The following is a 15,378-nucleotide window of genomic DNA, read 5'->3' as shown; positions in this document are numbered from 1 at the left end:
ATTTTTTTTATGGGATGCCGCAGCGCCGCCGAAGGGATGCCCGCTGGCTGGCATGCTGATGGCAACCCGGCAATGCGCAGTAATGCTAAGATGACATTGCCATGACAACCATTTCCGCCTCCTTCTTCGTGCGCGCCAAGCGCCTGCGCCGCACGCCCTGGCTCGATGTGATCGGCGCCGCCTGGCTGGTCCTGGTCGGCGGCATGTTCGTCAAGCTGGTACTGCCCGCGCAACTCGGATACGAGCTGCGGCATCTCTTCCTTCTGGCACCGGTTCTGGTGCTGATCGCAAAGGACCTCTCCCACCTGCCCGACGCGCTCGAGCGGACCCGCCAAGCGCTGCGCACGCGCACCTGGCGCAAGCTGCCGGCCGCCTGGCTGCCGCCTGAATTCCTCGGCCTGCTCCGGCTCGACGGCGCGCTGCGGCGCGGCTTCGCAGACTGGCTGCTGCGCCGTCCGCACATCGCGGCGCCGGCCGGCCAGGCCTTCGGCTACCTGCAATTCGGTGCCTACCGTACTGCCTGCGCCATCCTGCTGGTCTCGACACTGGTCGAATTGCCGCTCGACGCCGCCATCGTGCCGTGGCTGATCGCGGACGACAGCAAGCGCATGGCGATCCACCTGCTGATGCTGGCCGGCGCGCTGTCCTCGATCGTCTACATGCTGGGCGACCGCCGGCTGCTCGGCAAGGGTTGCCATGTGCTGACCGGCGACGCGCTGGAACTGCGCGTCGGCGCCCGTAGCCATGGCTCGGTGCCGCTCGAGGCGATCGTCGCCTGCGAGCGCCTGAACGAGTCTGCCGACGCCTGGCGCCGCCGGCACGGCATCGACGCCTGCGACAGCGTGCGCGTGTCGCCGCTCGACAAGCCGAACGCCGTGCTGCGCCTTCAGCCCGGCAATACAGTGCGGCTGGCGCACCACGGCGTCGAGCGGCGCGGCCTGCGCTGCATCTTCCTCTACCTCGACCGGCCTGCAGCGCTGATCGACGCGCTCGCCGGCAAGCCACAGTGAAGACCGCACTGCGTACCCTGGCGGCCGGCTTCGTGCTGACCAGCGCCTTGTGCCACGCCGGCGCCGCCGAGCCGCTGCCCGTCACCACGCCGGCCGACCAGGGCGTCTCCAGCCAGCGTCTCGAGCGCCTGCACGATTTCCTGGACCAGCGTACCCGGCGCGGCGACTACCTGGGCGCCGTGGCCCTGATCGCCCGCAACGGCAGGATCGTCGACTGGCGCGCCTGGGGCTGGCGCGACCTCGCCCGCACCGGGCAAATGCCGCGCGACGCCATCTTCCGCATCTACTCGATGACCAAGACCGTCACGGCGGTGGCGGTGATGACCTTGATGGAGGAGGGCAAGCTGTCGCTCGACGATCCGGTCGGCAAGTACTTGCCGGCCTACGCCAAGGCCCGCATTTTTACCAGCGGCAGCGTCGACATGCCGCAGACCCGGCCCACGGCCCGCCCGCTCACGATCCGTCATCTGCTGACGCACACGCCCGGCTTCGCCGTGTATGGCCAGGACGGCGACCCCGCCACCGAGCTGTTCAAGCGCGCGCATGTGGAAGCATCGACCGACCTGGAAGACTACGCGGCGCGCCTGGCGCCGCTGCCGCTGGCCCACGAACCCGGCGCCGAATTCCATTACGACGGCGTACCGATCCAGCTGCTCGGCCGCCTGGTCGAGGTGGTGTCGGGGATGCGCTTCGACCGCTATCTGCAGCAGCGCATCTTCAGCCCGCTGCGCATGGACGACACCGGCTTCGAGGTGCCGCAGGCGAAGCGCGCGCGGATCGCCGACATGACGACCACCGATCGCGACGGCAAACTGGCCGCGCCGGCGCCCGGCAGCGTGAGCGCGGCCGGCGAACGCACCAATCCCTGGTTCAGCGGCGCCGGCGGCCTGTATTCGACGGCCGGCGACTACGTCCGCTTCGCGCAGATGCTGCTGAATGGCGGTAGCCTCGACGGCGTGTCCATTCTCGGCCGCAAGACCGTCGAATTCATGATGAGCAACCAGCTGACCCAGCTCGAGGGCGGGCTCAAGGAGTTCAGCCCGGGCGAGGGTTTCGGCCTGGGCGGCTCGGTGGTGCTGGACCCGGCACGCCGCGGCCGGCTGGGTTCGATCGGCCAATATGGCTGGTCCGGCGCGGCCGGCACCTATTACACGATCGACCGCAACGAGAAGCTCGTCGCGATCCTGATGACCCAGCACCTGCCGCAGGGTTTGCCGCACGATCCGCCCAAGCTGGCTGTGCCTTTCTACAACCTGGTCTACCAGAGCCTGGTGCAATGACGCATAATTGCCGAATAATAGGGGCGTAGATGGCGACAATGAAACAAGTGGCGGAGCGCGCCGGGGTCTCGACTTCGACGGTCTCGCACGTGATCAACAACACGCGCGTGGTCAGCGAGGACGTGCGCCAGCGCGTGCTCGCCATTATCGAAGAGATGCGCTACATCCCCAGCGCCGTCGCACGCAGCCTCAAGAACGACCGCACGCAGACGATCGGGATGATGGTCCCGAACAACTCGAATCCGTATTTTGCCGAGCTGATCCAGGGCATCGAGGACGCCGCCTTCAAGGTCGGCTACAACGTCATTCTCTGCAACGCCTACGAAGACCCGAAGAAGCAGGCCGCCTACCTGCGCGTGCTGATCGAGAAACGCATCGACGGCCTGATCCTGGTCGCCAGCAGCGCCGACCAGGAACTGGCGCGCCTGCTGCGCGCGCTGGCGGTGCCGATCGTGCTGGTCGACCGTGAAGTCGACGGTGTGCCGGCCGATTTCATCAAGGCCGACCACGAAGAGGGCGGCTACCTCGCGACCCGCCACCTGATCGAGCTCGGGCACCGCGACATCGCCTGCATCTCCGGCCCGGCCGACCTGTTGAGCAGCCGCGACCGGGTGCGCGGCTACCTGCGCGCGCTGCGCGAGGCCGGCCTGCGTTTCCGCCTGGATTACCTGGTGCGCAGCAACTTCACCGGTGAAGGCGGCTACCGCGCCCTGCAGCGCCTGCTGCGCCTGCCGAAGCGGCCGAGCGCCGTCTTCGCCAGCAACGACCTGAGCGCCATCGGCAGCCTGTGCGCCGCCAGCGAAGCGGGCCTGCGCATTCCGGACGACCTGTCCGTGATCGGTTACGACGACATCGCCCTGGCCTCGTATACGACCCCGCGCCTGACCACCGTGGCGCAACCCAAGTACGAGATGGGGCAGCGCATCACCAACGTCCTCATCGAACGCATCATGGGCGGCCACCTGCCGACCCGCCGCGAACTCCTGCAGACCCGCCTGGTCGTGCGTCAATCCACCGCGACCCACGCCTGAATCCGCCGCGCCAGGCAGGCGTCCGAACCCGGACACGGCATGCTGCATGGCGAAAACGCAACGCCCATCTGCTGTCCCGCCAGAGCACCGCTCAGCCTTATCCAACGTAAACACAATATTTTGGTTGACACCGCCTCAGGCCCGTTATTCAATGACGAAAACGATTGCGCAAACGTTTGCGCGACAAATAAAGAAAGATTTGGAGACATGACAGTACAGGTGAGCAAGTATCCGCTCGGCCAGCGGCCGCGTATCGCCGTGGTCGGCAGCATCAACATGGACCTCGTGTTCCGCTCGCCTCGCATGCCCGCCATCGGCGAAACCGTCAAGGGCACGGAGTTCTTCCAGCTGCCCGGCGGCAAGGGCGCGAACCAGGCCGTGGCTGCCGCGCGCCAGGGTGCCGAGGTCCACTTCGTCGGCGCGGTCGGCGCCGACCTGTTCGGCGAGCAAGCCCTGTCCGGCCTGGCCGAAGAGGGCATCGTCACCGACCAGGTCATCTCCAGCAGCGCCGCCGCCACCGGTGTCGCCGGCATCTTCGTCGACGACGATGGCGCCAACAGCATCGTGATCGCCCCCGGCGCCAACGAACTCCTGACGGTCGCGCAGGTGGAGGCCGCCGAGGCCGTCATCGCCCATTCCGCTTTCCTGGTATGCCAGCTCGAATCGCCGCTCGACAGCGTGCGCCGGGCGATCGGCATCGCCCGCGCGCAGGGCGTGCAGGTGGTGTTCAACCCGGCGCCCGCGCACCCGATCGACGACGCCATGCTGGCGCAGGTCGACTACCTGGTGGTCAACGAAACCGAGGCCGCACAGCTGAGCGGCGTTACCGTCGATGACGCCGACAGCGCTGTGAAAGCCGCCGAAGCCCTGCGTGCGCGCGGCGCCGCCGTGGTGCTGCTGACCATGGGCGAGCAGGGCGTACTGGTGGCCGGCGTCGACGGTTTCCGCTTCATCCCGGCCGTGAAGGTGGAGGCGATCGACACCACCGCCGCCGGCGACACTTTCGTCGGCGCCTTTACGGTGGCGATGGCGCGCGGGTTCGCACTCGACGCCGCCGTCACCGAGGCGCAATACGCGGCGGCGCTGACCGTCACCCGGCTCGGCGCGCAGAGTGCGATCCCGACCCGCGACGAAGTCATCCATCTCATGACCGAGCGACGAGGCCAGCCATGAACTGATATCGAGCAGCGCGCAGCACCGGATGCCGCCGCCACGATGCGACGGTACAGTCAAATTTCAAACAGATAAAAATCATGACAATCGAGACAATGAAATTGAACCCCATCGCAGCCGCAATCGGTGCGCTGCTCTTCGCCTGCTCGGCGGCATCCGCGCAGACCGAGTCCCCGGCCAGCGCGCAGAACGTCGACGACGCCGCCAGCGCATCGCAGAACCGGGTGATCGTCACCGGCACCCGCAACGCCAAGGCGGTCGACAAGATCCCGGGCGCGGTGAACGTCATCAGCACCGCCGAAATCGGCACCTCGCTGGCGATTTCCGAAGACGCGACCGCGGTGCTGGCACGCGTGGTGCCGGGTTACTCCGAATCGACCCAGGCGATGAGCAACACCGGCGAGACCCTGCGCGGCCGCATCGCCCTGCGCCTGTTCGACGGCATCCCGCAAACCTCGCCGCTGCGCGAGACCAACCGCTCCGGTTCCTTCACCGACCTGGGCGTGGTCGGCCGCATCGAAGTCATCAACGGCCCGTCCGCTTCCGAAGGCGTGGGTGCCGCCGGCGGCATCATCAACTACATCTCGAAGCGCCCGACCAGGATGGGCAACGAGATCACCCTGACCAGCAAGATCAACTCCCAGTTTCACGACGACAGCGAAGGCTGGAAGCTGGGCCTGGAAGTGCTGCACAAGGACGAGGATCTCGACCTGGTGTTCGCGACCTCGGAAGTCGACCGCGGCATCGGCTACGACGGCAATGGCCGCCGCATCGCCATGAACGCCTCCGGTTCGCTGCAGGACACCATCGGCCGCAACCTGTTCCTCAAGGTGGGCCACGACTTCGGCGCCGACAAGACCCAGCGCATCGAGCTGGAAGCCAGCAAGTTCTACCTGAACGGCAAGGGCCGCTACATCTACCAGGAGGGCAACCGCGCGCTGCAGCTGACCGACACTTCGGTGCCGGGCCGTCCCTTCGAAGGCCAGGCCGAGTTCAACGACTTCCGCCAGTACGCGCTGAACTATGCGAACAACGATTTCTGGGGCGGTGCGCTGTCGGTCCAGGCCTACCGCGCCAGCCAGGCGATGCGCTTCGTCGCCGAGAAGGGCGGCGCCGACAAGCAGGACCCGCTGATCGCGCCGCTCGGCACCCTGACCGACCAGTCGGAAGTCAATTCCCAGAAGCGCGGCCTGCGCACCGGCTGGACCCGGCCGGACCTGGCCGGCATCGCCGGCCTGGAACTGCGCACCGGCGTCGACGTCGTGCGCGACCAGACCGAACAGCGGCTGGCGCTGACCAACCGCACCTGGGTGCCGCCGATGGTCTACACCAGCACCGCGCCGTTCGCCCAGCTGTCCTACGACATCGGCCCGGTCACCGTGGCCGGCGGCCTGCGCCGCGAAGACGGCGAGCTGTCGGTCGACAGCTTCACCACCACCTATTACAACAAGCGCGTGTTCGTCGAAGGCGGCAAGCTCGATTACCAGGCCAACCTGCCGAACGTGGGCGCGGTGTGGAAGATCTCGCCGGACTGGTCGACCTACGTCTCCTACGGCAAGGGCTTCAGCCTGCCGAACGTCGGCATCCCGCTGCGCAACGTGAACAAGCCGGGACAGACCGTGGCCGGCATCCTCGACCTGCAGGCGGTCATCGTCGACAACAAGGAAGTCGGCCTGAACTGGCGCGGCCGCAGCGGCAGCTTCGGTGTCTCGGCCTACCGCTCGTACTCGGACTTCGGGGTCTCGCTGTCGATCGACCCGGTCACCAACGACTTCATCATGCGCCGCCAGCCGGTGCTGATCAAGGGCCTCGAGCTGACCGGCGAATACATCCTGTCGAAGACCCTGCGCGCCAACGCCCTGTATTCGCGCATCCGCGGCAAGACCGTGAGCGTGGACGGCGGCCCGCTCGATGTCCAGATGGGCATCGCCAACATCAACCCGGACAAGATCGGCGGCTCGGTGCTGTGGCAGTTCTCGGACCGCGGCAACGTGCGCCTGGGCTTCACCAGCCTGCAGGACCGCGAGATCAATCTCGGCAAGTCGAGCCAGGAGAAGACCAAGGGTTATACGCTGTTCGACCTGAACGGCAGCTACCATACCCGCTACGGCGATCTGACGTTGGGTGTCGAGAACCTGTTTAACAAGTTCTACATCCTGACCTCGTCGCAAATCCCGGGCTTCCAGAACTACACGGCAGGCCGCGGACGCGTCGTGTCGCTGACCCACAGCATCAAGTTCTGAAGGACCCAACCAGGAAAGAGCATGCGCAGCAAACTGTTTGTGCCGGGATCGCGCCCCGAGTTGTTTACCAAAGCGCTGCAGGGCCAGGCCGATGCCATTTCGATCGACCTCGAAGACGCCGTCGCGCCCGAGCGCAAGGAGGAGGCGCGCGCCAACGTCGCCGCCTTCCTGCGCTCGCCCGAAGCGCTGGCCAGCACCAAGCTGATCATCGTGCGCGTCAATGGCCTCGATACGCCGTACTTCGAGGCCGACGTGCAGGCGGTGGCGCAGGGCGCGCTGGCGCTGCTGAACCTGCCCAAGGCCGAATCGGCGCAGGACGTGCTGGCCTGCTGCGCGGCGCTGGCGCGCGCCGAGGAGCTCAACGGCGTGACGCGCCCGATCCGCATCCTGGCCAACATCGAGTCGCCGCAAGGGTTGCGCCTGGCGCATGAGATCGGCGCCGCCGACCCGCGCGTGGCCGGCCTGCAGCTCGGCTTCGCCGACCTGTTCGAGGCCCATGGCGTGGCGCGGCGCGAACCGGCCAATGTGCATGCGGCGATGTTCCGGCTGCGTATGGCGGCGGCCGAGGCGGGCGTGTTCGCCTATGACGGCGCCTTCCCCGACATCCGCGACAGCGACGGCTACCTGGCCGAGGCGGGCATGGCGCGCCGGCTCGGCTTCTGGGGCAAGAGCTGCATCCACCCGAGCCAGGTGGCGCTGGCCAACCAGGCCTTCGGGCCGGACGAACAGGAACTGGCGCATGCGCGCCGCGTGGTGGAAGCCGCGCAGGCGGCGCGCGCGCAGGGACTGGCCGCGTTCGCGGTCGACGGCAAGATGGTCGACCTGCCCTTTATCCGGCGCGCGGAAGCGGTGCTGGCGGCGGCAGCGGAGCAGGGCGCGCCTGCCGGCGCCTCAGCACCCGCTGCCTCGGCACCCGCCGACGAAGCCGCCAGCGCACCCGCCGCCACGCCGCTGCCGGACGCCGCCGCGCTGCCGCTGGCCGGCGTGCGCGTGCTCGACCTGTCGGCTTACATCGCCGGCCCTTACGGCTGCACGCTGCTGGCCGACATGGGTGCGGAAGTGATCAAGGTCGAGCCGCCGGCCGGCGACAACCTGCGCAAATACCCGTCCACGCTGGCCGCCGAAAGCCGCGCCTTCCTCGGCGTGAACCGCAGCAAGCGCGGCATCGCCCTCGACCTGAAGCAGAAGGACGGCCTGGACGTGCTTCTGACGCTGATCGACGGCGCGGACGTGCTGGTGCATAACTTCCGGCCCGGCGTGCCGGAGCGGCTCGGGATCGGCTACGAGCAGCTGCGCGCGCGCCGTCCGGGCCTGGTGTATTGCGCCGTCACCGGCTACGGCGACAGCGGGCCGATGAAGGACAACGCCGGCTACGACCAGGTGCTGCAGACCTTCACCGGCATCTGCGCCCTGCAAGGCCCGGCCGAGGGGCCGCCGGCGATCGTCTACGGCTCGGTGGTCGACTACTATGCGGCGTCGCTGCTGGCCAGCGGCGTGTCGGCGGCGCTGTTCGAGCGTGCGCGCACCGGTCAGGGCCGCTACGTCGGCGTCTCGCTGCTGCGCAGCGCGCTGGCGATGCAGTCCGCGCGCATGGTCTGGGCCGACGGCGAGCCGCGCGAGGTCGGACGCGACATGCGCTCCGGCGGCGTGACCGGCATCCATCCGGCGAAGGAGGGCTACCTCTACCTGTCCGCCAACACCCCGCATTTCTGGCGCACCCTGTGCGAGCGCGCCGGCCTGCCCGAGCTCTGGCGCACCCTGTGCGAGCGCGCCGGCCTGCCCGAGCTGGCGAACGACGAACGCTACGACAGCGTGCGCAAGCGTGCCGAGCACGCGGCGGTACTGGTGCCGCGCCTGCGCGCAGCCCTGGCGCAGCGCAGCGCGCTGGAGTGGGAACAGGTGTTCGGCGCCGACGTGCCCTGCGCCGCCGCGCGCACGGTCGAGGACATGTTCGCGCATCCGCAGGTGCGCGCCGAGAACATGGTCGCCTCGTTCGAGCACCCGGCGCTGGGCAGCTACCGCGGCTTTGCCGAGGCGGTGCGCTTCGGCGGCGCGCCGGCACCGCAACCCTTTGGTGCACCCGCCTTCGGCCAGCATTCGGCCGAAGTGCTGGCTGCGCATGGCTATACGCCCGACCAGATCGAGCGCCTGCGCGCGCTCGGCGTGCTCCTGTAAGCAGACAAGCGAAGTGACGACGATGAATGGATTCCCGATGCGCGGCTGGCGCGCACTGCTGGGCTTATGGGCCGCGCTGATGCTGGCGCTGCTGTGCGGCGCCGCGCGCGCCGACAACCTGGTGGCGCTGCACACCGAAACCCTGCCGGCGCTGCCCGCCGAGGCTGCCGACGCCGGCGCCCGGCCGGTGCGCCTGGTGGCACTTGGCGAGCGTCTGCTGGCGCTGGACGGCGGCACCGGCTGGCTGCTTGACACCGACCGCGCGGACTGGCAGCGCCCGTCCGGCTGGCGCGTGCCGACGGCGATCGCCGCCAGCGCCGCCACCGGCGCCGGCGAAGCGATCCTGCTGGCGGGCGATGGCGCGCCGCCGCAGCGCCTGGCGCTGGACGGCGCCCAGCTGCGCAGCGAGGCACTGCCGGCGCTGCCGCAGCCGCTCGCCGCAGCGCATGCCGCCGTCCTCGGCGACAAACTGTACGTGGCCGGCAGCGGCGCCGATGGCCGCCTGCAGCTGCTGGCACTGGACCTGAAGGCGCGCGGCGCCGGCTGGACCGCGCTGCCGGCCTGGCCCGGCACTGTCGGCACGCTGAGCTCCCTGAGCGCGCAGAATTCGCGCGTGGTGGCGACCTTCGCCGATGCCGCCGGCAAGGGCGACCGCCTGCTCGCCTGGCACGCGAAGAACGGCTGGCGCGAGCTGAAGCCGGCCCCTGGCCGCGTGGTCGATGGCGGAGCACGCGCCACCGGCCAGGCGCACCTGCTGTACATGCTGAAGATGGCGGATGGCTCGGCCGAGCTGTGGTCCTACCACATCATCACCGACGCCTGGGCGCGCCAGGGCAGGGTGGCCGCCGCCGCGCCCGCACTGGCCGCCGGCTGGGGCCAGGGCCTGCTGTGGCAGACCGCCGGCCAGGCCGACTACACCTACGGCGAGCTCAGCGCCGACAAGCGTCTCCTGAAGCCGCTCGACTGGTTCATGATCGTCGCCTACCTGGTCGGCATGCTGGGCATCGGCTGGTATTACTATGCGCGCGAAAAGCGCAACTCGACCGCCGACTTCTTCGTGGGCGGGCGCTCGATCCCGTTCTGGGCCGCCGGCATCAGCCTGTACGCCGCGAATACCAGCTCGATCAGCTATATCGCGATTCCGGCCAAGGCTTTCGAGACCAACTGGCAGTACATGACCAACAACCTGATCGCCGTGATCGCGCTCGGCTTCGTGGCGGTGGCGATCGTGCCGCTGCTGCGCCGCCTGAATCTGATGTCGGTGTTCCACTACCTCGAGATCCGCTTCCACCCGGCGATCCGCATGCTGGCCAGCCTGATCTGCATCCTGGTGCAGATCGGCAGCCGCATGAGCGTGATCCTGCTGCTGCCCTCGCTGGCGATCGCCACCATCACCGGCATCGACGTCACCTGGAGCATCCTGCTGATGGGCGGCTTCACCATCGTGTACACCGCGATGGGCGGGATGAAGGCGGTGGTCTGGACCGACTTCGTGCAGCTGATCGTCAAGATGGGCGGCGCGCTGTTCGCGATCGGCTTCATCATCTGGAAGCTGGACGGCGGCATGGGCGAATTCGTGCAGACCGCGATGGCCGAGAACAAGACCCGCCTGTTCGACTTCAGCTGGGACCTGACCCAGCCGACCGTCTGGGGCTTCATCTTCCTGGTCATCTTCGACGTCGTGCTGACCTTCCCGAAGGACCAGGTGCTGATGCAGCGCGCGCTGTCGACCAGGTCGGCGCCGGAAGCGACGCGCTCGATCATCACCTTCGCCGCGATCTCGATCCCGGGCGGCTTCATCTTCTACACGATCGGCACCGCGCTGTTCGCGTTCTATAAAAGCCATCCCGAGCGCATGAATCCGGGCCTGTCGGTGGATGCCACCTTCCCGCTGTTCATCGCCGCCGAGCTGCCGACCGGCATCACTGGCCTGATCATCGCCGGCATCCTGGCGGCGGCGATGGCGACCCTGTCCGGCATCATGAACAGCGTCGCCACCCTGGCCTCGGTCGACTTCTACGAAAAGCTGGTGAAGAACCCGAGCCCGAAGAAGAGCGTGCTGTTCGCCGAAGTCGCCACCGTGGTCACGGGCCTGATCGGCATCGGCTCGGCGCTGTGGCTGTCGCGCTTCAATTCGCATTCGCTGTTCGACGTCTCGATCGAGCTGGCCGGCCTGCTCGGCGGCGGCTTTGCCGGCGCCTACACGCTCGGCATGTTCACCCGCCGCGCCAACTGGCAGGGCGTGGCGCTCGGCATCGCCGGCAGCACCTGCCTGACCACCTATGCCTGGTCGGTCAAGCTGGTCCACCCGTATTTCTACCTGCCGATTTCGATCATGCTGTGCATCGCGATCGGCTATCTCGCCAGCTGGCTGTTCCCGGCGCCGAAGCAGTCGCTGGCCGGCCTCACCATCTACGCAGACAAGTAATCATCTTCAAGCCATGACCAAAGCCAAAGAGCCGAAGTACTACGACACCCCGCTGCCGCACACGATCCCGGCCCACCTGCCGCTGCCGGGCAAGTCGCCCGACTGGCCCTTCCTCACCATCGGCAAGTGGAAGATCGACGTCAACAACTACGCCGCGAGCTGGCGCGAGCAGCTGTCGATCTGGCGCACCGAGCACAAGATCCGCATGGGCTACAGCGACGCCCAGTACCGCCGTCCGGACATGCAGTGGGCGCAGAAGAACTTCGTGCACACGCAGATGATGGTCGAGGACCGCTACTTCTACGACCCGGTGGCGCGCACCTACACGGTCGATCGCTACCTCGACGACCTGGAACGGCGCTACGGCGGCATCGACTCGGTGCTGATCTGGTACATCTACCCGAACATCGGCATCGACAACCGCAACCAGACCCAGCTCGCCCACGACATGCCGGGCGGCCTGGAAGGCTTGAAGACGGCGGTGCAGGACTTCCAGCGCCGCGGCGTGAAGGTGTTCCTGCCCACCATGCCCTGGGATAACGGCACCCACGACCAGCAGCAGGCCGACTGGGATGCGGTGACCGGCCTGGCGCTGGCGGCCGGCGCCGACGGCGTCAACGGCGATACCTACAACGGCGTGCCGCGCGCCTTCCGCGACGCCGCCGACGCCGCCGGCCTGCCGCTGGTGCTGCAGCCGGAAGGCTCGCTCACCGCCGACGAGCTGCTGCAGTGGAACAACCAGACCTGGGGCAAGGCCTCGACCGAGATCATCCCCGCCGTCAGCAAGGTGAAGTGGCTGGAGTCGCGCCACATGGTCAACATCGAGAACCGCTGGTGCCGCGACCGTACCGACGATTTCCACTACATGTTCTTCAACGGGATCGGCTACACCAGCTGGGAAAACGTGTGGGGCATCTGGAACGGCTTCACCGCGCGCGACGGCGAGGCGCTGCGCCGCCTGGCCACCATCCTGCGCACCTTCCACCGCCAGGCGGTCAGCCCCGACTGGCAGCCGTATGCGATGGCGCTGCAGCAGAACGTCTTCGCCAGCATGTTCCCGGCCGACGGCACGACGCTGTGGACGGTGGTGAACCGCAACGAGTACGAAGTGGGCGGCGAGCAGCTGGCGGTCGACCACGCGCCTGGCCGCCGCTACTACGACCTGTGGCATGGCGTGCCGCTCGAGCCGCTGGTCGAGGAGGGCGAGGACGGCGCCACCGCGATCTTCGACTTCACGATCGAAAAGCGCGGCTTCGGCGCGGTGCTGGGCATCGACGAAGGCGCGCACTGCGAGGGCCTGGACCAGGTGCTGGCGACCATGCGCGGCTTTGCCGCCCAGCCGCTGCAATCGTATTCCGCGGCCTGGACCCCGCTGCCGCAGCAGCTGGTCGAGATCGCGCCGACCCGGCCGGCGGCCGAGGCACCGGAAGGCATGGTCGCGATCCCGGGCGGGGTCTTCAATTTCGAGGTGACCGGCATCGAGGTCGAGGGCTATACCTGGGCCGGCATGGACTTCCAGTACCCGTGGGAGAGCACGGCGCGGCGCGCGCACCGCCGCCGCATGACGATCGCGCCCTTCCACATCGACCGCTATCCGGTCACCAACGCCGAGTTCAAGCGCTTCCTGGACGCCAGCGGCTATTGGCCGGCGGACGACCACAACTTCCTGCGCGACTGGGAGCAGGGCGCGCCGCGCGCCGGCTGGGAAAACAAGCCGGTCACCTGGGTCAGCCTCGAAGACGCGCGCGCCTACGCCGCCTGGGCCGGCAAGCGCCTGCCGCACGAGTGGGAATGGCAGTATGCGGCGCAGGGCCAGGACGGCCGCCTGTACCCGTGGGGGAACGAATGGCAGATTGACGCCGCGCCGGCCATCAACAAGGGCCGCGAACTGCCGCCGCCGAGCGACGTCGACGCCCACCCGGCCGGCGCCAGCCCCTTCGGCGTGATGGACATGGTCGGCAACGTCTGGCAGTGGACCGACGAGTACGTGGACGAGCACACCCGCGCGGCCTGCCTGCGCGGCGGCAGCTCTTACGAGCCGCAGACCTCGCACTGGTACTTCCCGCAGGCGCGCCGGCTCGACCAGCACGGCAAATACCTCCTGATGGCGCCATGCAAGGACCGCTCCGCGCTGCTGGGCTTCCGCTGCGTGGTCGACGCCGCATGAGCGCCGGCCCGATGAACGCCGCCGCCGGCTTCCCGGCGCCGTCGCGCGTGCGCCTGCATGGCCTGCTGGGTGCGGCCCTGGCGGCCAACCTGTCCGGCCGCCTGTCGCACTTCATCGTCGACGGCGGCAGCCCGGCGATCGCGCTGTTCGGCGCGGCCCACAAATGCCACAACCACGAAGGCGACTGGTATGGCGAGCACGCCGGCAAGTGGCTGTACGCGGCGGCGCGCGCCGCCAGCCGCAGCGGCGACGCCGGCTTCGCCGGGCAGGTGCGCGGCGTGGCCGACTTCCTGGTGGCCCAGCAGGAAGACAGCGGCTACCTCGGCACCTACGCGCCCGAGCGCCGCTTCACGATTCCGCAGCCGCCGGCAGCGCGCAGCTGGGATGGCGCGCCGGCCAAGCGCACCTGGGACATCTGGACCCACAGCTACCTGATCCTCGGCATGCTGGAAGCCTGGCGCTGGCTGGGCGAAGAGCGCTACCTGACCTGCGCGCGGCGTATCGGCGACCTGTGCCTGCAGGCGCTGACCACGGGCGGCATCGACGTCACCACGCTCGGCAACCACTTCGGCATGTCGGCCACGATCCTGCTCGATCCGGCGGCCGAGCTGTACCTGGCGACCGGCGACGAACGCTACCTGGCGCTGGCGCGCCGCGTGCTGGCGCAAGCCAACGCGCGCGCCGAGCTGAACCTGCTGCCGCAGGCGCTGGCCGGCACCGACGCCGCCGAGATCGCGACCGGCAAGGCCTATCAGCTGTGCTGGAACATGGTGGGTGTGGCCAAGCTGTACCGCGCCACCGGCGAACCAGAGCTGCTGGAGGCCGTGCGCAAGGTCTGGACCAGCATCCGCACCTATCACCTGAGCCTGGGCGGCGGGCCCTGGGGCGGGGTGGCGCACCGTTCGCGCGAAGTGTTCAACCACCGCGGCGCCTTCAGCCCCTACGGCTACATCGAGACTTGCTCGACCTTCTCCTGGATCCAGCTGAACCGCGAGCTGCTGGCGATTACCGGCGACGCGCAGTACGCCGAAGAGATCGAACGCGCCGCTTACAACGACCTGCTCGGCGCGCAGGCGCCGAACGGCGAGGACTGGTGTTATTACATTTACCCGAACGGCAAGCGGGTCTACACGACCTACTGGCGCTGCTGCAAGTCGAGCGGGGCGATGGCGCTGGAAGAGTTGCCGGGCGCGGCCTGGTCGGTGCGCGGCGCGGACGAGATCGCGCTGAACCTGTACAGCCCCGGCGAGGCGACACTGGAACTGCCGGCGGCCGGTCCGGTGGTCTTGCGCCAGGAAACCGCCTACCCATTCCAGGGCGCGGTGCGGATCGTGCTGGGTTTGACGGCGCCGGCGCAGTTCACGCTGGCGCTGCGGATGCCGTCCTGGGCCGCGGAGGCGCAGGCGACAGTGAATGGCGAGCGCATCGGCGGCGCCACCGCCGGCGACTGGCTGCGCATCCGCCGCAGCTGGCAGGACGGCGACGTCGTCACGCTCGAGCTGCCGATGCTGCCGACCCTGCATCGCCAGGTCAGCCAGAACACCCAGGAATCGCTGGCGCCGGACGGCTCGCCGGTGGCGCAGCAGGTGATGCGCTACGACTACGCGGCGATCACGCGCGGCCCGCTGGTCTACGCCACCGGCCTGATCGATGGCTTCAAGACCGAGGAAACACTGCGCCTGCCGGCCAACCCGGCGGCAGTGCTGGAGCTGCTGCCGGCGCCGGAAGGCTGTGACGGGCCGGCGATCCGCCTGAACCTGGGCTACCGCGCGCCGCTGACCTTCCTGCCGTATTTCGAGGCCGGCGGGCGGCGCGACGGCACCTGGCGCCTGACCTGGATGCAGCTGGCCCCGCCGGAGCAGGGCGCCTGA

Annotated in this window: 9 protein-coding genes and 1 pseudogene; all 10 read left to right on the top strand. The window is 68.7% G+C overall.

From position 1 onward, the window contains the following. The first annotated feature begins 101 nt into the window (after positions 1-101). The 10 genes and pseudogenes from NX782_RS03280 (at position 102) to NX782_RS03235 (ending at position 15,378) form a co-directional block, all read left to right on the top strand. Positions 102-1,010 (top strand): hypothetical protein, encoded by a 909-nt coding sequence (locus NX782_RS03280; RefSeq protein WP_258844047.1) that lies wholly within the window; start codon positions 102-104, stop codon positions 1,008-1,010. Beyond that, positions 1,007-2,290: a serine hydrolase domain-containing protein gene (locus tag NX782_RS03275; RefSeq protein ID WP_258844046.1), complete on the top strand. Its 1,284-nt coding sequence runs from the start codon at positions 1,007-1,009 to the stop codon at positions 2,288-2,290. The genes NX782_RS03280 and NX782_RS03275 overlap by 4 nt, the downstream gene beginning before the upstream one ends. 38 nt (positions 2,291-2,328) lie before the next feature. Then, positions 2,329-3,321 carry a LacI family DNA-binding transcriptional regulator gene (locus NX782_RS03270; protein ID WP_258844045.1) on the top strand — a complete coding sequence of 331 codons (993 nt, stop codon included), beginning with the start codon at positions 2,329-2,331 and terminating at the stop codon, positions 3,319-3,321. A gap of 207 nt (positions 3,322-3,528) precedes the next feature. Further along, positions 3,529-4,494, top strand: coding sequence for a ribokinase (gene rbsK, locus NX782_RS03265; protein WP_258844044.1), 966 nt, complete (start codon positions 3,529-3,531; stop codon positions 4,492-4,494). Positions 4,495-4,589: 95 nt separating this feature from the next. Further along, positions 4,590-6,737 carry a TonB-dependent receptor gene (locus NX782_RS03260; RefSeq protein ID WP_258844043.1) on the top strand — a complete coding sequence of 716 codons (2,148 nt, stop codon included), beginning with the start codon at positions 4,590-4,592 and terminating at the stop codon, positions 6,735-6,737. Positions 6,738-6,758: 21 nt separating this feature from the next. Beyond that, positions 6,759-7,586: pseudogene (locus NX782_RS03255) on the top strand (HpcH/HpaI aldolase/citrate lyase family protein); the annotation flags it as partial. A gap of 102 nt (positions 7,587-7,688) precedes the next feature. Then, positions 7,689-8,912, top strand: a complete 1,224-nt coding sequence (locus NX782_RS03250; protein ID WP_258844056.1) for a CaiB/BaiF CoA transferase family protein — start codon at positions 7,689-7,691, stop codon at positions 8,910-8,912. Positions 8,913-8,934: 22 nt separating this feature from the next. Further along, complete coding sequence (locus NX782_RS03245) at positions 8,935-11,340, top strand: sodium:solute symporter (RefSeq protein WP_258844042.1); 2,406 nt, start codon at positions 8,935-8,937, stop codon at positions 11,338-11,340. Positions 11,341-11,353: 13 nt separating this feature from the next. After that, positions 11,354-13,507: a formylglycine-generating enzyme family protein gene (locus NX782_RS03240; protein ID WP_258844041.1), complete on the top strand. Its 2,154-nt coding sequence runs from the start codon at positions 11,354-11,356 to the stop codon at positions 13,505-13,507. Then, the gene (locus NX782_RS03235; RefSeq protein ID WP_258844040.1) at positions 13,504-15,378 is read left to right on the top strand and encodes a glycoside hydrolase family 127 protein; all 1,875 of its coding nucleotides are present in this window, start codon (positions 13,504-13,506) and stop codon (positions 15,376-15,378) included. The genes NX782_RS03240 and NX782_RS03235 overlap by 4 nt, the downstream gene beginning before the upstream one ends.

The organism is Massilia norwichensis (assembly GCF_024753245.1).
In the GTDB taxonomy this organism is placed as follows: Bacteria; Pseudomonadota; Gammaproteobacteria; order Burkholderiales; family Burkholderiaceae_D; genus Telluria; species Telluria norwichensis.
Note: the sequence above shows the minus strand (reverse complement) of the source record. Positions and strands in the feature narration are given on the sequence as shown.

Bases quoted from the DNA above. Each gene is read 5' to 3' on its own strand.
- NX782_RS03280 (WP_258844047.1), top strand. From the start codon at position 102: ATGACAACCATTTCCGCCTCCTTCTTCGTGCGCGCCAAGCGCCTGCGC.
- NX782_RS03270 (WP_258844045.1), top strand. From the start codon at position 2,329: ATGAAACAAGTGGCGGAGCGCGCCGGGGTCTCGACTTCGACGGTCTCG.
- rbsK (WP_258844044.1), top strand. From the start codon at position 3,529: ATGACAGTACAGGTGAGCAAGTATCCGCTCGGCCAGCGGCCGCGTATC.
- NX782_RS03260 (WP_258844043.1), top strand. From the start codon at position 4,590: ATGAAATTGAACCCCATCGCAGCCGCAATCGGTGCGCTGCTCTTCGCC.
- NX782_RS03245 (WP_258844042.1), top strand. From the start codon at position 8,935: ATGAATGGATTCCCGATGCGCGGCTGGCGCGCACTGCTGGGCTTATGG.
- NX782_RS03240 (WP_258844041.1), top strand. From the start codon at position 11,354: ATGACCAAAGCCAAAGAGCCGAAGTACTACGACACCCCGCTGCCGCAC.
- NX782_RS03235 (WP_258844040.1), top strand. From the start codon at position 13,504: ATGAGCGCCGGCCCGATGAACGCCGCCGCCGGCTTCCCGGCGCCGTCG.